At 71.8% G+C, this 21,713-nt stretch carries 17 protein-coding genes; 12 read left to right on the plus strand and 5 right to left on the minus strand.

Annotated elements, in window-relative coordinates; genetic code table 11:
• Window positions 1-112 precede the first annotated feature (112 nt).
• From LRD69_RS29415 to LRD69_RS29425, 3 genes are all read left to right on the plus strand, one after another.
• The gene (locus LRD69_RS29415) at window positions 113-718 is read left to right on the plus strand and encodes a GPP34 family phosphoprotein (RefSeq protein ID WP_277329555.1); all 606 of its coding nucleotides are present in this window, start codon (window positions 113-115) and stop codon (window positions 716-718) included.
• Window positions 719-971: 253 nt separating this feature from the next.
• Complete coding sequence (locus tag LRD69_RS29420) at window positions 972-2,249, plus strand: aminotransferase class I/II-fold pyridoxal phosphate-dependent enzyme (RefSeq protein WP_277329556.1); 1,278 nt, start codon at window positions 972-974, stop codon at window positions 2,247-2,249.
• 90 nt (window positions 2,250-2,339) lie between these two features.
• A complete protein-coding gene (locus LRD69_RS29425) occupies window positions 2,340-3,428 on the plus strand; it encodes an MBL fold metallo-hydrolase (RefSeq protein WP_277329918.1) in 1,089 nt (362 codons plus the stop codon).
• On the opposite strand, the gene LRD69_RS29430 is transcribed toward LRD69_RS29425, so the two are convergent.
• From LRD69_RS29430 to LRD69_RS29440, 3 genes are all read right to left on the minus strand, one after another.
• A complete protein-coding gene (locus LRD69_RS29430) occupies window positions 3,418-4,038 on the minus strand; it encodes a DedA family protein (RefSeq protein ID WP_277329557.1) in 621 nt (206 codons plus the stop codon). The two genes, LRD69_RS29425 and LRD69_RS29430, sit on opposite strands and share 11 nt — an antisense overlap.
• On the minus strand, window positions 4,035-4,817 hold the full coding sequence (locus tag LRD69_RS29435) for an MBL fold metallo-hydrolase (protein ID WP_277329558.1): 783 nt from the start codon (window positions 4,815-4,817) through the stop codon (window positions 4,035-4,037). Before LRD69_RS29435 ends, LRD69_RS29430 begins: the two co-directional genes overlap by 4 nt.
• 115 nt (window positions 4,818-4,932) lie before the next feature.
• Window positions 4,933-6,384 carry a PucR family transcriptional regulator gene (locus LRD69_RS29440; protein ID WP_277329559.1) on the minus strand — a complete coding sequence of 484 codons (1,452 nt, stop codon included), beginning with the start codon at window positions 6,382-6,384 and terminating at the stop codon, window positions 4,933-4,935.
• A gap of 103 nt (window positions 6,385-6,487) precedes the next feature.
• Here LRD69_RS29440 and LRD69_RS29445 point away from each other — a divergent pair, with 103 nt between their 5' ends.
• The 3 genes from LRD69_RS29445 (at window position 6,488) to LRD69_RS29455 (ending at window position 10,002) form a co-directional block, all read left to right on the plus strand.
• Window positions 6,488-8,026: a cytosine permease gene (locus LRD69_RS29445; protein ID WP_277329560.1), complete on the plus strand. Its 1,539-nt coding sequence runs from the start codon at window positions 6,488-6,490 to the stop codon at window positions 8,024-8,026.
• A 32-nt stretch (window positions 8,027-8,058) separates the two neighbouring features.
• Window positions 8,059-8,469 (plus strand): nuclear transport factor 2 family protein, encoded by a 411-nt coding sequence (locus tag LRD69_RS29450; RefSeq protein ID WP_277329561.1) that lies wholly within the window; start codon window positions 8,059-8,061, stop codon window positions 8,467-8,469.
• Window positions 8,470-8,562: 93 nt separating this feature from the next.
• Window positions 8,563-10,002, plus strand: a complete 1,440-nt coding sequence (locus tag LRD69_RS29455; RefSeq protein WP_277329562.1) for a gamma-aminobutyraldehyde dehydrogenase — start codon at window positions 8,563-8,565, stop codon at window positions 10,000-10,002.
• A 6-nt stretch (window positions 10,003-10,008) separates the two neighbouring features.
• Here the strand turns inward: LRD69_RS29455 and LRD69_RS29460 are convergent, their stop codons facing one another.
• Window positions 10,009-11,637, minus strand: coding sequence for a transposase (locus LRD69_RS29460; protein ID WP_277329563.1), 1,629 nt, complete (start codon window positions 11,635-11,637; stop codon window positions 10,009-10,011).
• Window positions 11,638-11,963: 326 nt separating this feature from the next.
• Here LRD69_RS29460 and LRD69_RS29465 point away from each other — a divergent pair, with 326 nt between their 5' ends.
• The 6 genes from LRD69_RS29465 (at window position 11,964) to secD (ending at window position 20,679) form a co-directional block, all read left to right on the plus strand.
• A complete protein-coding gene (locus LRD69_RS29465) occupies window positions 11,964-12,377 on the plus strand; it encodes a hypothetical protein (protein ID WP_277329564.1) in 414 nt (137 codons plus the stop codon).
• Between the two features lie 98 nt (window positions 12,378-12,475).
• A complete protein-coding gene (locus tag LRD69_RS29470; protein ID WP_277329565.1) occupies window positions 12,476-14,587 on the plus strand; it encodes a phage holin family protein in 2,112 nt (703 codons plus the stop codon).
• Window positions 14,588-14,622: 35 nt separating this feature from the next.
• Window positions 14,623-16,725 (plus strand): NAD-dependent DNA ligase LigA, encoded by a 2,103-nt coding sequence (gene ligA / locus LRD69_RS29475; protein WP_277329566.1) that lies wholly within the window; start codon window positions 14,623-14,625, stop codon window positions 16,723-16,725.
• Window positions 16,726-16,948: 223 nt separating this feature from the next.
• Window positions 16,949-17,734, plus strand: coding sequence for a rod shape-determining protein (locus LRD69_RS29480; RefSeq protein WP_277329919.1), 786 nt, complete (start codon window positions 16,949-16,951; stop codon window positions 17,732-17,734).
• Between the two features lie 86 nt (window positions 17,735-17,820).
• Window positions 17,821-18,324 carry a hypothetical protein gene (locus LRD69_RS29485; protein ID WP_277329567.1) on the plus strand — a complete coding sequence of 168 codons (504 nt, stop codon included), beginning with the start codon at window positions 17,821-17,823 and terminating at the stop codon, window positions 18,322-18,324.
• 51 nt (window positions 18,325-18,375) lie between these two features.
• Complete coding sequence (secD, locus tag LRD69_RS29490) at window positions 18,376-20,679, plus strand: protein translocase subunit SecD (protein WP_277329568.1); 2,304 nt, start codon at window positions 18,376-18,378, stop codon at window positions 20,677-20,679.
• A gap of 31 nt (window positions 20,680-20,710) precedes the next feature.
• Here secD and LRD69_RS29495 read toward each other — a convergent pair whose 3' ends face one another.
• Complete coding sequence (locus LRD69_RS29495; protein WP_277324486.1) at window positions 20,711-21,562, minus strand: IS5 family transposase; 852 nt, start codon at window positions 21,560-21,562, stop codon at window positions 20,711-20,713.
• Window positions 21,563-21,713 lie beyond the last annotated feature (151 nt).

Consider the following 21,713-nt stretch of genomic DNA (forward strand, 5'->3'; position numbering starts at 1 on the left):
GTCCGCGCTCCGTAAGCTCGTAAGCGGGAGGGTTCGGCGACGGGCCGAACGTGCCTTTCGCCATGTCGGGTCGCCTCAATCGCCGTCGACGCCTGTGCCGTGGGAGCCCTTGATGACCACACCGCGGGACCTGATGATCGCCACCATGGACCTGGCGCCCGAACGCACTGTGGAGCAGGGAGACCTGTCGCTCGCGCTCGCGGGGGCGGAGGCGATCGACCTCCTCGGCGCCGAAGCGATCAGCCTGGTCGGTGATCACATCGTTCCCGGCCTCAGGCCGGTCCTGCCTGATCCCCTGTTGGACGAGGCCGCGACGTCGTTGGTCCGGGAGACCCCGTACGAGTCGGTCGGCGACTGGCTGTGGCGCAGGGGGCGCGGCCTGTCCGCCACCTATCTGGCCGCATTCGAGGCGGAGGGGCAGCTCAGCAGACAGGGCCGCCGGGGGATGCCCTTCCGGCGCAGCCGGACGGTGCTGGCCGATACACCCGCTCGCCGAGAGGCGACGGAGCGCTGGACATCGGACGAGCCCGTCCTCGCCGCCCTCGCGGCCGCCCTCGGGATCCGCGACGAGCAGACCGGAGACTTCCTCGGTGGTGCCGACGACGCCGTGGTGACGGTGCTGGCGGCCGTCCGTGACGCGTTGCTGGAGCTGGAAGCGGTACGGCAGCGGCGCGCTATCGAGGACGCGGCCTTCGACAACATCTGGCGCGGCGACTGACGACCGGTGCGGGGGAGAGGCGCTGCCAGGTGCAGCGCCGTGGCGCGTGAAGGACCCGCGCGCCGATCCGGTCACCGGGGGAACCATGCGGCGGGCACCGGGCGATGCGCCGCACGAGACGCTGCATTCCGGTGCGGGTCCCGGCTGACGACCGGTGGGACGCCGAGTCGGGCGGGCGGTGACACTCAAACCTCCGTATAAAGGGCCCTGGGGGCGAGACAGGGTGACGGAGCGGCAGCGAAGGAGGCCCGGGATGGCGCGGAAGCGGGCCGGGAAGGGCGGGGACGCGGGACCGGCCGGGGGCAGCGGACGGGACGCCCCGCGCACCCTTCGAGGGGACCACGGGCACGTTCGGTACGGGCCACCCGCGCACGACCCCGGGCTGCCCGTACTGCCCGAGCTGGCCCAGGTGCTCGCCGCCGCGGCCGGACGCGGCGAGCCCGAACCGACCGGCGGCGGTGAAGCCCTGCGCGAGGCGGCCGCCGGCTACTGGACCCGGCGCGGACTGCGCGGCGGTCCCGAGCACATCGCCGCCGCCCCCGGTGCCTCGCCGCTGCTGCTCGCCCTGATCGCCGCGCACGGCGGCGACGTCCTCATGCCGCGCCCCTGCCCCGCGACCTGGATTCCGCAGGCCCGGCTGCTGGGCCGGCCCGCCTACCATGTGCCGACCCCGGCCGAGTGCGGCGGCGTGCCCGATCCGTACGCCCTCCTCGAAACCGTACGCAGAGTGCGCGCCGAGGGCGGCCGGCCCCGGCTCCTGCTGATCTCCGTCGTCGACGACCCGACCGCCACCGTCGCCCCGCCGGAACTCGTGCGCGAGGCGTGCGAGGCCGCGGTCGCCGAGGGAATGCACATCGTCAGCGACGAGACCTGGCGCGACACCCTGCACCGGCCGCACGACGTGCTGCTCAGCCCCGCCGAGATGTGCCCCGACGACGTCACCGTCGTCTGCGACCTGGCCGGTGCGCTGACCCCGGCCACCTGGCCTGTGGCGGTCGCCAGGTTTCCGGCCACCGCACGGGCGGCGGTGCGCCACGCCCGCGCCCTCGACGTCCTCACCGCGCTCGGCGCCCTCGTCGCGGGCCCGGTCGCCGCCGCGGCCGCCCATGCGCTGCGCGAACCGGAGCCCGTCGTGGCCCGCGTCCGCCGGGCCGCAGAACTGCAGGCGCAGGTCGCCGCCGCGGCCCACCGGGCGGTGCTCGCCGCGGGGGCGCTGGCCCGGCCCCCGCAGGCCGGCCGTCATCTCTACGCCGACCTCGGCCCTCTACGGTCCCGGCTCGCCACCCGCGGAGTGACGGATTCCCTGGAACTGGAGGAGTACCTCACCGAACGTCTCGGCGCGCCCGCCCCGGGAGGCCACCGCTTCGGCGACGAACTGGGGGCACTGCGGGTGCGGCTGGGCACCGGGCCGCTGCTCGGCCCGACCCCGGAGCAGCAGACGGAGTCCCTCACTGCGGTGGAGCCCCTTGAATTGCCGCATGTCGCCCGGGCGCTGAGCATTTTCGCAACGGCGCTCAGCGAACTGCGCTGACGATGACCTACCCGACGACGTGCCCGACAACGTATGGACGACGAACCTGACGGACTGCTCGACGAAGCACTCCGGGGCGGGAGTCTCTCGATGACGGAACAGACGGAGCGGGCCCTCGCCGGGCCCGCGCAGCCGGAGCTCCTCGGCCGGATCGTGTCCCCGCGCCCGCTCGGCGAGGTGAGGGTCTGGCCCGCCTCGTTCGCCGACCGGCTCACCGGCCCGCTCCCCGGTGTCAGGGGAATGACGCGACTGGCCCGCGAGCGTGCCGTGCGGCCCGACGCCGAGGGTCTGCGCGGTATTCACCGGCTGCCGTACGCCCCGGGACCGCTGCCCGTCAGCGACGCGGACACGACCGCCGTCACCTGGGCCGGACACGCCAGCTGGATCGTCCGGACCGGCGGACTGACCATCCTCACCGACCCCGTCTGGTCCCGCCGCATCCTCGGCACCCCCGCCAGGATCACGCCGGTCGGTGTCCGCTGGGAGGATCTGCCGCCCGTCGACGCGGTCGTCATCAGCCACAACCACTACGACCACCTCGATGCCCCCACCCTGAGCAGACTGCCGCGGGACACCCCGCTGTTCGTCCCGGCGGGGCTCGGCCGATGGTGCCGTCGCCGCCGCTTCTCCTGCGTCACCGAACTCGACTGGTGGGAGTCGGCGGACCTGCACGGCGTCCGCTTCGACTTCGTGCCCGCCCACCACTGGTCCAAGCGGACCCTCACCGACACCTGCCACTCCCTGTGGGGCGGCTGGGTCATCCAGAGCATCGGCAGCGCGGCGGGCGGCAGTCAGCGGATCTACTTCGCGGGGGACACCGGCTACGGGCACTGGTTCGCGGAGATCGGCCGCCGCCACCCCGGGATCGATCTGGCGCTGCTGCCGATCGGGGCGTACGAACCGCGCTGGTGGCTCGGCGACGTGCACACCGATCCGGAGGAGGCCGTGCAGGCGTACGAGGATCTCGGCGCCCGCGCCATGGCGCCCATGCACTGGGCGACCTTCCTGCTCTCCGCCGAGCCGGTACTCGAACCGATAACCCGGCTCCACAAGGCCTGGCAGCGGGCCGGCCATCCGCGCGAGCACCTCTGGGACCTGCCCATCGGCGGCTCCCGGGTGCTGGACGGGACCAGGGCGGCACCCCCGTCCCCGCAGGCGCCCCACGGCATCAGCGGCTGAAGCGGGCCCGCGCCCTGCGCCACACCGCGGGCGCCCCGCTGATCAGCAGTGTCAGGCCGACCGCCGCGACCACGCCCTGCCACGGCTCGGGGAACAGCGAACCGCCCAGAATGCCGATCAGCTGATACGTCGCCGCCCACGCCAGACAGGCCGGCACATCCCCACGGGCGAACCGGCGTATCGGCATCCGGCTCAGCAGACACGCCAGCATCACCGGAATCCGCCCGGCCGGCACCAGCCTCGACAGCACGAGCACCACCGAACCGTGCTCGTCGAGCTTCTGCTGCGCCTGCGCCAGCCGTTCCGGCGCCGCCCGGTCGCTGATCGCCCGCAGCCACTTCGAGCCGTTCTTCGACCGCACCCCGCGCTGCCCCAGCCAGTACAGGCATATGTCCCCGATAAACGCCGCCGACGACGCCACCGCGAATACCACCAGCAGGGCGAACGGGTCCGTCTGGTGGAACGCCACCACCGCCGCCGAACTCACCAGCGCCCCCGTCGGCACCACCGGTACCAGCGCGCCCAGCGCCACCAGCAGGAAGAGGGACGGATAGCCGACGGCCTGCTGCGTCGACTCAGGGGGCAGTTGCCCCACGACCTCCTGGATCACCCGGCGGCCTCCGGCCGCACATGCTCGCCGTGGGCCAGCCGGTGCACCGTCACATCCGGTGCCAGCAGCGCCGCCTTCCGGACGAATTCGTCACCGGGTGCGTGGAATTCGTGGGGCCGGATCCCGTCCATCCCGATCGGCCAGTACGTGCCGTAGTGCACCGGCACGGCCGAGCGCGGTGCCAGCCGGGCCAGGGCTTCGGCGGCGCGGCCCGCGTCCAGATGGCTGTGGCCGAGATACGGGCCCCAGCCGCCCACCGGCAACAGCGCCACGTCCACCGGGCCGACCGACTTCGCCATCTCGTCGAACAGCCCGGTGTCCCCGGCGAAGTACGTGCGCGCCTCGCCCTCGACGACGTACCCCAGCGCGGGCGAACGGTGCGGGCCCACCGGCAGGCGCCGGCCGTCGTGCTGTGCGGGGACGGCCCGTACCCGCACGTCACCGACCCGCACCTCCTCCCCGGCCGTCACCTCGGTGATGCGCAGTCCGCGTACCCGGCGCAGCAACCGCAGCCCCGGTACGGAGCGGACGGCGCCGAGCGGCACGATCAGCCGGCTGGCGGGTGCGAGGCGGGCCAGCGACGGCAGATGCAGATGATCGGAGTGCAGATGGGAGACGAGCACGACATCGGCGACGGTGGCCTCGGGCCCCGGGAGCGCGCCGCGGCGGCGGCGCAGGTGCGCGAGCCGGCGTACGAAGAGGGGGTCGGTCAGGACGCGGACCCCGGAGTCCTCGATGGTGCAGGTGGCATGACCCCACCAGGTGACTTCCACCGGCACCGTCTGCCTCCTCGCCCGTGGTTCCCGCTGTCCGCTCCTGGCCATGAGCCTAATGCCGGAGCGGGGCACGGGGCCGGGTGCGTCCGGATACCGCTGTGGCCGGCGTCGGGAGGTCTCAGTCCGTGAGCCCCAGCGCCCCCGCCGCCCGGATCGCCAGCCAGACCTCGGCCAGCGCCCCCGTCGACGCGAGATCGCGACTGGTCAGTTCGCCGAACCGCCGGAGCCGGTACCCGAGGGTGTTCGGATGGATGTGGAGCGCGGTCGCCGCCGTCTCCGTGCGGCGGTCGCGCTCCATCCACGTGCGGGTGGAGACCAGCAGCTGCGAGTCGTGCGCCTTGTCGTAGCGCAGCACCTCGCCGAGGACATGCTCGACCAGGGCGGCCAGCACCGCCGGGTCGTCGGGCATCCAGCGGCCCATCGAATCGTCCCCGTAACGGATCACTGGGCGACCCGACTCAACGGCCTTCGAGACCGCCCAGAGGGCCTCGCGCTGCGCCACCCGCAGTGCGGCGCCCGGAAGGAACGGGCGGCTCATCCCCGCCGCCACGTCCGGCAGTACACCGATCTCGGCGGCCAGCTGCGGCGCCCCCAGGACATAGCGGTCCTCGCCCCGGGTGAGCAGCAGATGCGGATGGTCCTGGAGACAGCGCAGCAGCGCCTCGTCCGTGGTCCGCCGGACCACGATCAGCACGGTGTCGCCCTCGATCGCATGCCGGGCGAGCCTGCGCCGCGCCGCTTCCGGGTCGAGGACCTCCTGAAGTAGCTCGGCGAGGGTCTCCGCACCCTCGCGGCGCAGGGTCTCGCGCTCGGTGCGCACCATCGCCACCCGCAGCGCCGCGACTGTGGCGATGTGCTGGACGACCGCGAGCCCGGCCGGCTGGGCGCCCTCCCGTTCGTACGCGACGAGGAACCCCGCCGGGCCACCGGGTGCCGGCACGGGCAGCACGAACCCGCCGGGCACGGTCGGCGGGGCGTCGACGGAGGCGGGCAGGACGCCCGGATCGGGCACGGGCACACCCGGCAGGAGCGGGCGCCCCTGGGGAGTGCAGAGGTAGACGTCGTATCCCGAGAGGCGTTCGAGGCGGCGCAGCAGCGCAGGCGTGTCGAGGTCCTCGGCGACCAGCCAGCGCAGCGAACCGAAGACCTGCAGCTGGGCGCCGAGCCGGTGCCGGGCATCCTCCTGGACCGAAGCGGCGACCTCCTGCGACACCGCGATGAACGGGACGGCGAGCGGCACCTCGAGGACCGGGAAGCCCCGCTCCTCGGCAGCCCGGAAGAAGGCGTCGTGCAACGGGGGCATGTGCAGCTGTGCCGAGAGGGCCAGTGCGGACACCCCGGCGTCGTCGAGCCGCTCCAGATACGCGCGCTGCCCGGCGGCGTTCCGCGGGATCGCCAGGCCCGTCGTCATGATCACCTCGGCGCCGAGCAACCAGGGTGTCGGATCGGCCAGTTCGCTTGCGTGAGCCCAGGAGACCGAGCGGCCCAGACCGCGGCTGCCCGCCTTCACGGTGAGCTGGAGTGCGGGGTAGGAGAGAAGATCCTCAACGGTGAGTTTGTCGCTGGCCACAGACAACAGCCTATCCCTTTGTGACATTCACAATTGCCGGACACGGTCCGGGCCCACAGACTGAGGGGCCAGTCCCCGCGCATGAACAGTAGGTGGAGCGCCCGTGACTTCTTCGATCACCGAAGTCGAGACCAATGGGGTCGAGCGGATACCCGAAGCGGACCGCACCGCGCGTCCCTTCGACCTCTTCCGGCTCGCCTTCGGCGGCGCCAACACCTTCGCCACCTGTGTGCTCGGTGCCTTCCCGATCCTGTTCGGGCTCTCCTTCTGGCAGGGCCTGGCGGCGACCGTGCTGGGTCTGCTCGTCGGCGCCCTGCTGCTCGCCCCGATGGCGCTCTTCGGCCCGGCCAACGGCACCAACAACGCCGTCTCCTCCTCCGCCCATCTGGGCGTGCACGGTAGGATCGTCGGCTCGTTCCTCTCGCTGCTCACCGCGGTCGCGTTCTTCTCGATCTCCGTGTGGTCCTCGGGTGACGCACTGGTCGGCGGCGCCCACCGGCTCGCCAGTCTCCCCGAGTCCGATGTGAGCTACGGCGTCGCCTACGCGATCTTCGCCGGACTGGTGCTCGTCGTCTGTGTCTACGGCTTCCGGTTCATGCTGCTGGTCAACAAGATCGCGGTCATCGCGGCATCGGCGCTCTTCGTCCTCGGCGCCTTCGCCTTCGCCGGAGACTTCGACGCCGGGTACGCGGGGGCCTTCGCTTCGACCGCCGACCCGCTCTTCTGGCCGGCCTTCATCGGCTCCGCGCTGATCGTCCTGTCCAATCCGGTCTCGTTCGGCGCCTTCCTCGGCGACTGGTCCCGCTACATCCCGACTGCGACGCCGCGCCGCCGGGTCATGGGCGCCGCGTTCCTCGCCCAGGTTGCCACCCTGCTGCCGTTCCTCTTCGGCCTGGCCACCGCCTCGATCATCGCTGCCAAGGCCGCGAAGTACGTCGACCCCGCCGCCCCCAACTACGTCGGCGGACTGCTCGCCATCTCGCCCGGCTGGTACTTCCTGCCGCTCTGCCTGATCGCCCTCATCGGCGGTCTGTCCACCGGCACGACCGCGCTGTACGGCACCGGACTCGACGTCTCCAGCGTGTTCACCCGCTTCAGCCGGGTCCAGTCGACGTTCTTCATCGGCGCCCTGTCGATCGCCTTCATCTTCGTCGGCCGGTTCGCGCTCAACCTCGCGCAGTCCATCTCCACCTTCGCCACCCTGATCATCACGTGCACGGCCCCGTGGATGATCGTCATGGCCCTCGGCTACCTCACCCGGCGCGGCTGGTACGACGCGGACGCCCTCCAGGTCTTCAACCGCCGCCAGACCGGTGGACGCTACTGGTTCAACCACGGCTGGAACTGGCGCGGCATGTCCACCTGGGTCGTCTCCGCAATCGTGGCGCTCCTCTTCACCAACCTGCCCGGCCAGTTCGTCGGCCCGCTCGGCAATCTCGCGAACGGCGCGGACATCTCCCTGCCGGTCGGCCTCGCCCTGGCAGCCGTGCTCTACCTCACCCTGCTCACCGTGTTCCCGGAGCCGCGCGGGGTGTACGGGCCGGCCGGACCCCGGTTCGTCCGGGCGTCGGACACCGAGGTCCCGCCGATCACCGGCGGTACGGAGGAGCCCCGCGCCGCCGAACCCGCCGCCGCTCACTGAGCGCCTGCCCCACCCGCAACCAGGAGCCCTCCATGAGCACGCCCGAGAGCACCCCCGTCCAGGAGATCCAGGCCGCCGCCGACGCGCTCGTCGCCGCCTTCGCCGAAGGCCGCCTCGACGACTACTTCGGTGCCTTCGCCCCGGACGCCACCTTCGTCTTCCACTCCACTCCGCAGCGGCTCGCCTCCACGGCCGAGTACCGCGCGCTGTGGCAGCAGTGGGTGGCCGAGGACGACTTCCGGATCCTGGGCTGCACCTCCACCGGACAGCTGATCCAGCACCTCGGCTCCACCGCCGTCTTCAGCCACGACGTCGAGACCAGGATCGCCACCCGCAGCGGTGAGGAGACCGTTCACGAGCGGGAGACGATCGTCTTCGCCCGCGCCGAGGACGGCGGCTGGCCCGCCGTCCACGAGCACCTGTCCGCCCGCACCACCGGCTGACGTCCCCGCCGCGCCGGACCCTTCGCCCGCACCACCGGGTGACACGACCAGCACCCTCCGTACCGCCGACCGACCACGAGAGAGACCGGTTCCATGAGCACCACGTTCCGCAACTACATCGACGGCGCCTTCGCCGACGCCTCGGACGGCCGCACGCTCGATGTCGTGGACCCCAGCACCGGTGACGTCTACGCCACCTCCCCGCTCTCCGGCGCCGCGGACGTCGACGCGGCGATGGCGGCAGCCGCTGCCGCGTTCCCCGTCTGGCGCGACACCACCCCCTCCGTACGCCAGCTGGCCCTGCTGAAGATCGCCGACGCGATGGAGGCGCGGGCCGACGAGCTCGTCGCCGCGGAGAGCCGGGACACCGGCAAGCCGCTCCACCTCACCCGCAGCGAGGAACTGGCCCCGGCCATCGACCAGGTCCGCTTCTTCGCGGGTGCGGCGCGGATGCTCGAAGGCCGCTCGGCCGGCGAGTACATGGAGGGGATGACCTCGATCATCCGCCGCGAGCCGGTCGGCGTCTGCGCGCAGGTCGCGCCGTGGAACTACCCGCTGCTGATGGCGGTCTGGAAGTTCGCACCCGCGCTCGCCGCGGGCAATGCCGTGGTTCTCAAGCCCTCGGACACCACCCCGGCCTCCACCGTGCTGATCGCCGAGATCATCGGCGGCGTACTCGAGTCCCTGGAGCTGCCCCGCGGCGTCTTCAACGTCATCTGCGGCGACCGTGAGACCGGCCGGCTGATGGTCGAGCACCCGACCCCGGCGATGGCGTCCATCACCGGTTCGGTACGCGCCGGCATCCAGGTCGCGCAGAGCGCGGCCAAGGACGTCAAGCGGGTCCACCTGGAGCTCGGCGGCAAGGCCCCGGCCGTCGTCTTCGAGGACGCGGACCTGGAGAAGGCGGTCGAGGACCTGATCGTCGGCGGCTTCTTCAACGCCGGCCAGGACTGCACGGCCGCGACCCGCGTGCTCGTCCACGAGTCGGTCCACGACGAGTTCGTCACCGCGCTCGCCAAGGCGGCCGCCGACACGAAGACGGGGCAGCCGGACGACGAGGACGTGCTGTACGGCCCGCTCAACAACGCAGGTCAGCTCGCCCAGGTCAGCGGCTTCATCGACAGGCTCCCGGAACACGCCAGGGTCGAGGCGGGCGGCCACCGGGTCGGCGACAAGGGCTACTTCTACGCCCCGACCGTCGTCTCCGGCCTGCGCCAGGACGACGAGATCGTCCAGAACGAGGTCTTCGGCCCCGTCATGACCGTCCAGTCCTTCACGGACGAGGCACAGGCGGTCGCGTACGCCAACGGCGTCGAGTACGCCCTCGCCTCCTCGGTGTGGACCAAGGACCACTCCCGCGCGATGCGGATGTCCAAGAACCTCGACTTCGGCTGCGTGTGGATCAACACCCACATGGCGCTGGTCGCCGAGATGCCGCACGGCGGATTCAAGAAGTCCGGCTACGGCAAGGACCTCTCCGCGTACGGCTTCGAGGACTACACGCGCATCAAGCACGTCATGACGTCGCTCTGACCGCTCCTAGCCAGTGCGCATGAGTGAGTTGTGGGCCCACTGTTGCGTGCTGGGCGCATCCCGAACGGTTTTGGATGCGCTGGGTTCCCGCGTTCGCGTCCCGCTCGGCGACGGCCCTTTGGGGGGCCGGTCCGTGGCGGGTGGGCGGGTTCCCTCACGCCCCCGGTCACCTGGTCCGGCCTGGACGGTCCGATGCCCCGCACGATCACTCCGGTCGTGTGGGGGCGGTGCCGTCCGACGCCGGATCGGGTGCCCGAGGGCGCGTCTCCCGATCGCGATACCGGCGGCATCGTGACGGGACATAGTGCGGTGTGGGGTGGTCAGTGGTTTCTGCCAGTGCTGGGCACCCCACAAGCTGGTGTAGGCGGGGTCGACCGCGACGATCGCGAGGCCGTGTTCGGCGGCCATGGAGACGAGCCGGGCCTTGAGTTTGCTGGTCGGGATGCCGGAGATCAGCTGCCTGAATTGTTTGCGACGGCCGTGCTTCTCGCGGGTCTTCTCGTTGGTGAAGTCGAGGTCTTCGATGCCGATCGCGGCGACACCGACCCGCCCCGCCCAGTTGATCAACCGGGTCAGGGCGTGGCGGATCTGCGCGTCGCGGTGACCGGCCGGCCCGGACAGGTCGTAGCCGAAGCGGTGCGGGTCACCGACCGGGTTGCCGTGCCGGTCGAGCCGGTAGGCGGCGAAGTGGTCGGCGTTGGTGTCGACACCGATCACGCCCCGGGCGCGGGCGGCCTCCAGCGCGATGGTCTGCACGACGGGGCGCTGCCAGGATGCGGTGAGGTACCAGCGTCCGCGGCCCGTGTCGAGGCGGATGCGGTAGGCCACGGCCCGGTTGGCGGCGATGCGGTCGGCCCACTCCGCACCCCGGTGTGCGAACGCCACGGTGGCGGTGAGGGTGTAGCGGCCGTGCGAGGTGTTGGCCAGGTGCGCGAGCGGGGCGGGCAGCTTGATGGACACCTGGCCGTTTGGGGTGACGCGGATCGTTTCGTTCCCGAACCGTTTGCCCGACTCACCAGCAGCGGCAATGAACCAGCGTTCCGCTTCCCACCGCTCCCGCCACTGTTCCTCGGTGAGCTCGGCTTCGGCGAGATGATGGCGGGTGTTCAGGAGACGCTTGCCGCCCCGTACCACCCGCACCCGTCCCGAACGCCAGTCGGCAACAGCAGCCGTGTGCCGCGCCTCCAGCATCGCGAGGCGGCGGGACTTGCGGAACCACTCGCTCTTCGAGCGGTAGCCACCCGCCGCACGTTTCGTTCCGCGTTCCCCGATCGGGAGGGGCAGGCGGTGCCGCAACGTCTTGATCCCGGCTGCCAGGTTCTGGATGTGCGCCACCTGGCAACGGCGCGCCAGCGCCCACTGATCGTGCGTGGCCTTGGTGATCGCACCCGCGATCCGCGACGACGACTCCTTCGTAAGGTCCCGCTTACGCGCTGCCCAGGTGTCCGCACCGTGCTCGAGACCATCCGCACAGCGGGCCTTGAGATCACCGGACGCCAGCGCTCCCTGATGCGCACCGACCGCACGCAGCACCCTCTCGTCCCGGGCGGTCAGATGCTTGAGACGGTCCCGGACCGCCACCCCACAAGGCCCGGGCACCACGAAGGACATGGCCAGCTTCCGCACACCACCCACCACATCACCCCCACCCAGGCCGGACGTCCTCCATCCAGCCCAACGAGCCACAGCCGCCGAGGTCACCCATTCGGCCCCAGAACCCCCGTTCCCACCCCACCAACCCACCCACAGGACTCACTCCCGCGCACTACCACTCACTTCTACGCAGCAAACCGACAGCAGCTCACGACCCCGCGCGCTCTGCCGCCCCCGCCCCGGCCTCGCCCCCGGCGCGGGGGCGGTCGCGCACTCCCGCCCATACACCTCCCGTCCTGACATGCGCCTTTTTGTGCGGGAGTCGGAGCGGTAGGGTCGCCGGTACGCCTAGCACGGGGGGAACGCCCATGGGGGACGTACGGGACGTACGGGTGGCGGCCATCGCCAGTCTCACACCGCTCGAGGAACTCGACGTCGACCCGTTCCTCGTGGACACCCGCAGCCAGCAGGCCATGTGTGCCCGGTGGGCCGCCGACAAGGGCTACGTCGTCACGCGGCAGCTTCGGCTCTACGGACTGCGACCCGACCACCACGCCCTGTGGGCGGATGTCGACGGCGGCGACGTCGAGCTGTTCGTGGCCCCCAACGACCGCGTGCTGGCCCGGGCGCTGACCTCGGTACCGCAGTTCGCCGCGGAGTGCGAGCGGCGCGGCGTACGGCTGGAGCTCGCCGGCCTCGACGAACCCACGTACAGCGCCCGCACAAAGGCGAGCGTGCACCGCAGGCTCTCCATGCCGACCGCCGGATACGACGGCTGCTGACCGTCGCCACCCTCGCCTCCACCCTGCACGAGACGCCTGTGAAACGCTGGAACGGGTGCCGACAGCGGCAGGGCCCGGACGGATGAGGTGGGAACGGCGTGAGTGACGGGCGATGGCGAACGGCCGGCAGCGCTCTGATGCGAGTGATCGCGGTGTGGGCCGTCTCGACCCTCACCCTGCTGGCGCTCGCCGGGATTCTGCCCGACTTCCAGCTCCAGTCGGACAACGGCGACAGCATCACCAAGATCGCGTTCACGGCGGCCTGGGGCGCCGGCGCGTTCGGTCTGCTCTCCGCACTGGTCTGGCCCGTTCTCGTACGGGCACTGCTCATCGTGCCTGCCCTCGTCCTCGGGATGCTGGTCTTCTTCCTCAACGGCTCGCTGCTGCTCGTCGCCCTGCGGCTCATTCCGGACGGGCGCGGCGACGCCAACCCCGAGACCGCGGTCGTCGTCGCGGCCGTGATGTCCGCCGTGGCCTCCGCGACCTCCACCGCACTCGCCGTCCGCGACGACAACGCCTACCGCCGCAGACTCTCGCGCCTCGCCGACCGGCGCCGCCGCCGTAGTGGCACCGGCCGGGGCGCGGACGGCGGCCGCAGCGGACCGCCCGGAACGGTCTTCATCCAGCTCGACGGCGTCGGCCATGACGTCCTCGCCCAGGCCGCCGCCGACGGCGTGATGCCCACGGTCGCCCACTGGCTCGAGGACGGGCCGGGTCACCGGCTCACCCCCTGGCGCACAGACTGGTCCAGCCAGACCGGTGCCAGTCAGCTCGGCATCCTGCACGGGAGCACCTTCGACGTCCCCGCCTTCCGCTGGTACGAGAAGGAGACCGGCGACGTCATGGTCTCCAACAGACCCGCGAGCGCCATCGAGCTGCAGCGGCGCGCCATGGTCCGCACGCGTGACGGCGGGCTGCTGACCCTCGACGGCGCCAGCCGCGGCAATCTCTTCAGCGGCGGCGCCGACCAGCTCGCCCTCGTGCTGTCGATGGCCGCCCGGCGGGGCAAGGGACGCCGCTCCCGGGCCGGATACTTCGCGTACTTCTCCGACCCGGCCAACTCCGTCCGTACCGCCCTGTCGTTCGTCGCCGAGGTCGTCCGGGAGATCGTCCAGTCGACCCGGGCGCGGCTGCGCCAGGACACGCCCCGGATCAAGCGCGGCGGTCTCTACCCCTTCATCCGGGCCTTCGCGACCGTCGTCGAACGCGATGTGGTGGTAGCCGCGGTCATCGGCGACATGTTCGCCGGACGCACCGCCGTCTACGCCGATCTGGTCGCCTACGACGAGGTGGCGCACCACTCCGGGCCGCACAGCCGTGACGCGGCGAAGGTCCTCGCCCGCCTGGACCGCTCGCTCGCCCTGATCGTCAAGGTCGCTGAACACAGCCCACGCCCCTACCGGATCGTGCTGCTCTCCGACCACGGACAGAGCCCGGGGGAGACCTTCGCGGGAGCGTACGGGCTGACGCTCAAGGACCTGGTGCGAGCGGGCTGCGGGCTGCCCGTGCCGCGCCGGGCGCAGCGTACGAAGAGTGCCTCGGAGGCGCGTGACGCGGTGCGGATCGCTCTGCACCGGCCCGTCGAGGGGGCCGGGACCGAAGCGGCCGCGACGCCGTCCGACCCGGTCGTCCTGGCCTCCGGCAACCTCGGCCTGATCTCCTTCCCCGACATCGAAGGACGCGCGGCCCGAGAACAGCTCGACCGCCGCCATCCCGCACTGCTCGGCACCCTCGCCGACCACCCCGGCATCGGATTTCTGCTGGTCCGCAGCGAGCGGCACGGATCGGTCGTGCTGGGGCGCGGCGGCGCCGAGATACCGGTGGCGGAACTGAAGGACGGGGAGGGCCCGCTGGCCCCGTTCGGCCCGGGCGCGGCGGACGCGGTGCGCCGCACCGACACGTTTCCGCATGTCGCCGATGTGATGGTCAACTCGATGTACGACCCGGAGACGGGCTGTGTGCATGCGTTCGAGGAACAGATCGGCTCGCACGGCGGACTCGGCGGCCGGCAGTCGCGGCCGTTCCTGCTCTGGCCCCGCTCCATGTCGGATCCGGTGGCCTCCCACGCATCGGCTGATCCGGACGCGGAGCTGGTGGGTGCCGAGCAGGTGCATGAGGTGCTGCGGAGGTGGCTTCGGGAGTGCTCCGGGCCACAGGTGCCGGTGACCGGCATCGGTGAGGCGGACGGGAGCGTCCAGGCAGCCAGCTGAGGGGCGTTGTCAGTGGTGGGCGGCAGGATGGGGGCATGACGAACTCAGCTGTTGTGCTCGCCGATGCCGCCGGCTACGCCGCCGCGGTCGAAGAAGCCTCGGCGGCCGCCGCCGCGTACTACGCCACCGGCGAGAGCACGCTCGACGACGACGCGTACGACCGGCTGGTGCGCGGGATCGCCGCGTACGAGGAGGCGCATCCGCAGGACGTGCTGGCCGCCTCACCCACCGGCAAGGTCGCCGGCGGTGCCGCGGTCGGGGACGTGCCGCACACGGTGCCGATGCTTTCGTTGGACAACGTGTTCTCCGCCGAGCAGTTCGCCACCTGGACGGCTTCCCTGGAGCGCCGGATCGGCAGACCCGTGGCTGCCTGGAGCGTGGAGCCGAAGCTCGACGGGCTCGCGGTCGCCGCGCGCTACCGGTCGGGCCGGCTGGAGCGCCTGATCACCCGGGGCGACGGCACCGCGGGAGAGGACGTGTCGCATGCCATCGGCACCGTCGCCGGGCTCCCGGAGCAGCTCGGCGAGCCGGTGACGATCGAGATACGCGGCGAGATCCTGATGACGAACGAGCAGTTCGAACAGGCCAACACCGTGCGCACCGAGCACGGCGGCGCCCCCTTCGCCAATCCGAGGAACGGCGCGGCGGGCACCCTTCGCGCCAAGGACCGTCCGTACACGGTCGAGATGACGTTCTTCGCCTACGGTGCCCTGCCCTTGCCCGACTCCGGCGCGCTGACCGCCACCCTGGCCGAACTCCCGCACAGCGAGGTCCTGGAGTACGTCGCCGGGCTCGGCGTGCACACGGCGGCGGACACGGACGTCGCCCCGCGCACGGTCACCACCGTCGAGGAGGCGCAGGCCCGGATCGAGGAGGTCGCCGCGCTGCGTGCCTCGTTGCCGTTCGGTATCGACGGCATCGTGATCAAGGCGGATCTCGCCGCCGACCAGCGCGAGGCCGGGTCGGGAACCCGGGCGCCCCGCTGGGCCATCGCGTACAAGCTCCCGGCCGTCGAGAAGGTCACCCGGCTGCTGGGCGTCGAGTGGAATGTCGGAAGGACGGGCATCATCGCGCCGCGCGCCGTGCTGGAGCCGGTCGAGATCGACGGATCGACCGTCAGCTACGCCACACTGCACAACCCGGCGGACATCACCCGCCGCGATCTCCGGCTCGGCGACCGGGTCATGGTCTACAAGGCGGGCGACATCATCCCCCGCATCGAAGCGCCCGTCGCCCATCTGCGCACCGGCGACGAGAAGCCGATCGTCTTCCCCGAGGTCTGCCCGCAGTGCGGTTCCGAGATCGACACGAGTGAGCAGCGCTGGCGCTGTGTCCGGGGCCGTGACTGCCGGCTGGTGGCCTCCATCTCGTACGCGGCGGGCCGTGACCAGCTCGACATCGAAGGGCTCGGCGCGACCCGGGTCGTCCAGCTGGTCGACGCCGGACTCGTCGCCGACTTCGCCGACCTCTTCACGCTCGAACGCGAGCAACTGCTCGGCCTGGAGCGGATGGGCGAGACCAGCACCGACAATCTGCTGGCCGCCATCGAGACCGCACGCGCCCAGCCGCTCTCGCGGGTCTTCTGCGCGCTGGGGGTACGAGGCACCGGGCGCTCCATGTCACGGCGGATCGCCCGCTACTTCGCGACCATGGACAGGATCCGGGCCGCCGACGCCGACGCGCTCCAGCAGGTGGACGGCATCGGCAAGGAGAAGGCTGCCGCGGTGGTCGCGGAGCTGGCGGAACTGGCGCCGCTGATCGAGAAGCTGGTCGCCGCCCGGGTCAACATGGCCGAGCCCGGCGCGACTCCGCCGCCGGAGCCCGGCGAGGAGGGTACGGATGCCGCTGCCCCCGCGGACGGTGAGGCGGCGGTCGAACGGCCTCTGGACGGGATGACGGTGGTGGTCACCGGAGCCATGACCGGGGCGCTCGAGAAGCTCTCGCGGAACCAGATGAACGAGCTGATCGAGAGGGCCGGCGGGAAGTCCTCGTCCAGCGTCTCCAAGCGCACCACGCTGCTGGTCGCCGGGGAGAAGGCCGGGTCCAAGCGCACCAAGGCGGAGGATCTCGGTGTACGGATTGCCGCACCGGACGAGTTCGCCGAGCTGATCGCCGGGTTCCTGCCGTCGGAGGTGTGACGGGCGGAACACTCGGGCGTCCGTCCGCGAGAGTGGACGGACGGGCGCGCCGAACCCTTGGATTTTGCCTGAGAGTGGCTTTCTTTACCTTCTTATTGCATAGTGAGGGCTCGGTCATGCCTCGCTATCGGCGGGTCGACGTGTGTGTGAACGGCTGCTGCGGCAGGCCGGGGGATGAGGGACGGTGCATTCTCCGCACGACGGACGGCGACACGGCCGGTCCATCCACAACGGGTACCGCGGTGTCACCCGCGGACTCGCCCTCGACCTCGGCAGCTCCCGCACCCGCGCCTGGATCCCCGGACTCGGCGTCGTCACCGACGCCGAGTCCGGCGGCGATCCCGAGGGCGGGACCGGTCACGGCCGTCCGGTCCGGCGCGGGCGCATCGCCGACCCCGAGTCCTGCGGCCGGATGCTCAGCCGCCTCGCCGACACGGCGCTGGGCGCCGACCGGGGCGAGACCCTGATCGTCCTCAGCCACCCGGTGCTCGCCGGGCCCGAACACCGGGCCGAGGTGCGGGAGCTGCTCGCCGCACTCGGGCCGACGAGCATCATCGTGCTGGACAGCGCCAGAGCCGCCGCCGCATACGCCGGACCGCAGGACGGCGGCCCGCTGCTCGTCGTCGACATCGGCGCCGAGCTGACCGAAGTCACCCTCCTGGTCGACGGAATGGTCCGTGACGCCCGCCAGGCCGAGACCGGGCTCAGCGACCTCGGGCCCGCCGAGCCGGCCACCGCCGTCGTCCGCACCGCGCTGGACATGATCATGGAGATGTGGCGGCAGGACCGGCACGGCGCGGTCCTCGGAGCCTTGCGGAAGGGGCCGTTGCTCACCGGAGGCGGTGCGCTGCGCCCCGACATCACCAACCGGATCGCGGTCCGCCTCGGGGTTCCGGTGCGACTCGCCGACGACCCTGCCACCACGGTGGTCCGCGGCGCCGGACTGATCCTCGGCTCCGCGCTCCGCGCGGCCGGCGCGGCACCCGCCCTGCCCGGCCAGGTGAGGTGACAACCTTCCCGGGGCCGCTCGCGGGGTACACGCCCCTGGGACGGTGCCCGAACAGCCCGGCCCGCCGTACGGCGGGCCGGGGGCGCGTGACGGCGGCCCGTCAAACCCTGGTCGCGCTCCTCCTCGTCGTGTTCTCCGTCGTCGGCGGCGCGTCCGCAGCCGTCGCGGCCGCCGGAGCCGGAACCCCGCCACGTTTCCTGTCCGGTCCTGAGTCCGCTGCCGCGCACACGCCTGCCGCCCCGACGCCCGCCCGGCGCACCGACCTGACCGCCCGCACCGGTCCCCCGCACGACACCCGGCGGACCCGCACGGCCACGGCGACCGGCCACGAACTCACGCGCGTCCCGGCCGTGCCCCGGCCCTGGGTCGCCACCGACCACATCCGCATTCAGCACCAGCTCCCGCCGCCCGGCCCCGGCGGCGCCCTGTTGCCGGGGCCGTTCGGCATCCAGGTACCGCTTCCCGCTCGGCATCAGGCAGCGGACGCACCCTCCTTCGCAGCCGACCGCTTCCGCGTGGCGCTCCCCGGTGTACGGGGCCCTCCGAGGACGGACCGTTCCCTCGGCCACCGTTCTGCTCGACAGATCTGACGGCGCGTCCACGCCCCGGTGAGGGCGGCCGTCGTCCCTCGGAGGATTCCCATGACTCGCGCCACCACGGTGCGAGCGGTCCTGGCTGCTGCCGTGCTGCTCGTCTCCGTGCTCATCACGCTGACCATGTCACCCAGACTGGGCCTCGACCTTCAGGGCGGCACCAGGATGGTGCTCCAGGCCCAGGACTCCGCCACCGCGAAGGCGGACCGGGAGAGCACCGACCGGACCCTTGAGGTGCTGCGCCGGCGCATCGACTCGCTCGGCGTCTCCGAACCGACCCTGACCCGGTCCGGGGAGGACCGGATCATCGTCGAACTGCCCGACGTCCAGGACCCGCGCAAGGCCGCCGAAGTCGTCGGCAGGACCGCCCAGCTCAGCTTCCACGCCGTCCGGGGCCAGGGCACGGAACAGCAGAAGGGCAAGGCCACCGGGCTGACGCTGCCCGACGAGGACGGCCGCCTTCTCGCTCTCGGCCCGGCCCGGCTCACCGGCGCGGGCGTCAAGGACGCCGGGGCCTCCTTCGACGCCCAGCAGGGCGCCGGCTGGACCGTCGCCCTCGACTTCCACAAGGGCGCGGGCCGGGACTGGACCCGGCTGACCGGCGAAGCCGCCTGCCATCCCGCTCAGGACGAACGGCGGCGGGTCGCCATCGTCCTGGACGACCAGGTCATCTCCTCGCCCCAGGTCGCCCCGTCCGTCGGCTGCGACGTGGGCCTTCCGTCCGGCTCCACGCAGATCACCGGCTCCTTCGGCGCCGACGAGGCCCGCGATCTCGCGCTGCTCATCAAGGGCGGCGCGCTGCCCCTTCCCGTCGAGATCGTCGAACAGAGGACCGTCGGCCCGACGCTCGGCGCCGCCGCCATCGACGCCAGCGCCCGTGCCGCCCTCATCGGGGCCGCCGCCACCGCTCTCTTCATCACGTTCGTCTACCGGCTCTTCGGCGCCCTCGCCGCGACGGCCCTGGCCGCGTACGGAGTCATCTCGTACGCCGCGCTGGTCGCCCTCGGCGTCACCCTCACCCTGCCCGGACTCGCCGGGTTCGTCCTCGCCATCGGGATGGCGGTCGACGCGAACGTGCTGGTCTTCGAACGCGCCAGGGAGGAGTACGCGGAACGGTCCGGCCGCTCCCTGCGCTCCGCGATGACCGCCGGGTTCCGTAACGCCTGGAGCGCGGTCGCCGACTCCAACGTGACCACACTGATCGCGGCCGGCCTGCTCTTCTTTCTCGGCTCCGGACCGGTCAAGGGCTTCGGGGTCACGCTCGCCATCGGTGTTCTCGCGTCGATGTTCTCGGCACTCGTCATCGCTCGCGCCCTCACCGAGATCGCGTCCCGCTCACGGTTCGTCGGCGACTACCGGGGCGTCAACGGCATCGCACGCCCCGGACGCGTACGGACCTGGCTGGCCCGCCGCGACCCACAGCTGTTCCGGTCCCCCCGCCGCTGGCTGCTGATCTCCACGGCACTGATCGCCGTCGCGGTCCTCGGCATCGTCGTGCGGGGTGTCAACCTGGGCGTGGAGTTCACCGGCGGCCGGCTCGTCGAGTACTCCACGAGCCGGCCCGTCGACGTGGAGACCGCCCGCACCGTCCTGGCCGGAGCGGGATTCGGCGACGCCGAGGTCACCACGGCGGGCGCCGGTGACCTCTCCGTACGCACGGGAGACCTCGACAACCACGAGGAGCATGCCCTGCGTGCCGCCCTCGCCGAGGAGGGCGGCCAGACCACCAAGGTCCGCGACGAGCTCATCGGCCCCAGCCTCGGTGACGAACTGCGGCGCAACGCGCTGATCGCGCTCGCCGTCGCCGTCGCTGTGCAACTCGCCTATCTGGCGGTCCGGTTCCGCTGGACGTTCGCCCTGGCATCGGTCGCCGCGCTCGTCCACGACGTCATCCTGCTGGTCGGCGCGTTCGCCTGGCTCGGCCGCACCGTCGACGGCATCTTCCTGGCCGCACTCCTCACCGTCATCGGCTACTCCGTCAACGACTCGGTGGTCGTCTTCGACCGGGTCCGCGAACTGTGGGCGAAGGCACGCCGCGCATCCGTGTCGACCATCGCCAACCGCGCCGTCCTGCAGACCGTGCCCAGAACCGTCAACACCGGTATGGGCGCCCTCTTCATCCTGGCCGCCCTCGCCGTGCTGGGCGGCGACTCCCTCGAGGACTTCGCGCTCGCCCTGCTCATCGGCATCTGTGTCGGCACGTACTCCTCCGTCCTGACCGCCGTACCGGTCGCGCTCACCCTGGAGAAGAGAGCCAAGACCCCGCCGCCCGCCCGCAAGCGCGCTTCCGGACGCACGTCCGGCGCAGGAGCGAAACGCCGGGACCCGCGCGACAACGGCGCGCGCGTATAACCGCTTCGCGCTTAGAGCGTCCGCCAGTAGGTCATCGGATGCGTGGGTTTCGGGGTCGGGTGTTCCAGCGGTAGAGGGGCCAGGAGCGTCGGATCAGGCAGCGGACGGTGATGATGGCGGCGGCCAGGGCGAGGAAGAACTCGATGGCCGCTCTCCGACGTTCGGTGCAGCGTCGGAGTTTGCCGAAGTTGTTCATCCAGGAGTTCGTGCGCTCTACCACCCAACGGCCGCCGGTCTGGATCGGGGTCTTCGCGCCGCGCGCGGCGATGCGCGCATCGATCCCGCGGGCGGCCAGGTCGTCGTGGACCATCTGGTAGTCGTATCCGGCATCCAGGGCAAGGCGCGGGTGCTTGGGCAGCGGCCCGAGGGTCGGCTCCAGGGCGGTGAAGCGGTCGAGGGTAGCGGGCAGCAGGGTGTGGTCGCGGGCGTTGGCCGGTGCGGGCTCGGTGACCAGCGGTATACCGGTACCGTCGGTCAACTGCGAGCGTTTCATGCCGAGTTTGGCTCGGTCGACCGGGCTCCTGCCGGCGCACTCGCCACCAGAGGGCGCCTTGGTGATGCAGCCATCGGCGCTCAGGCGGTCGAGTTCGAGGCCGATCATGCGGTCGTAGGCGGAGAGCGCGATCAGCCGCAAGGTCTCCATCACGCCAGCGGCGATCCACTCGTCGCGGCGCCGGCGCAAGGTGGTGGCCGAGCAGTGCTCGTCGGCGGCACGTTCGTATCCGCAGCCGAAGACCAGGACCTGTACCAGGCGGTCGAAGACGAGCGCATCGCTGATCCTCGGGTTGTGGCAGCCCAGCGGGTGCCGGTCCTCGCGCACGGGCAGCAGCGCGAGGAACTGGTCGCGGATCGGGGCGAGAATGCATGATGGGACAGCAGGCACGGATCCCCCGGTGATCATGAAGCATAGAGAGCTCCATGATCGGGCGAACCGTGTCTGCCCTGCTATCGCCTACTCGCATACACCTTGGGGAAGTTGGCGCACTGTCGCTGGTTTGCAGCCGAACCCGGGCTCAGGGTGCTCGGCAGCAGTG

Origin of the sequence: Streptomyces sp. JH14 (assembly GCF_029428675.1) — a bacterium.
In the GTDB taxonomy this organism is placed as follows: Bacteria; Actinomycetota; Actinomycetes; order Streptomycetales; family Streptomycetaceae; genus Streptomyces.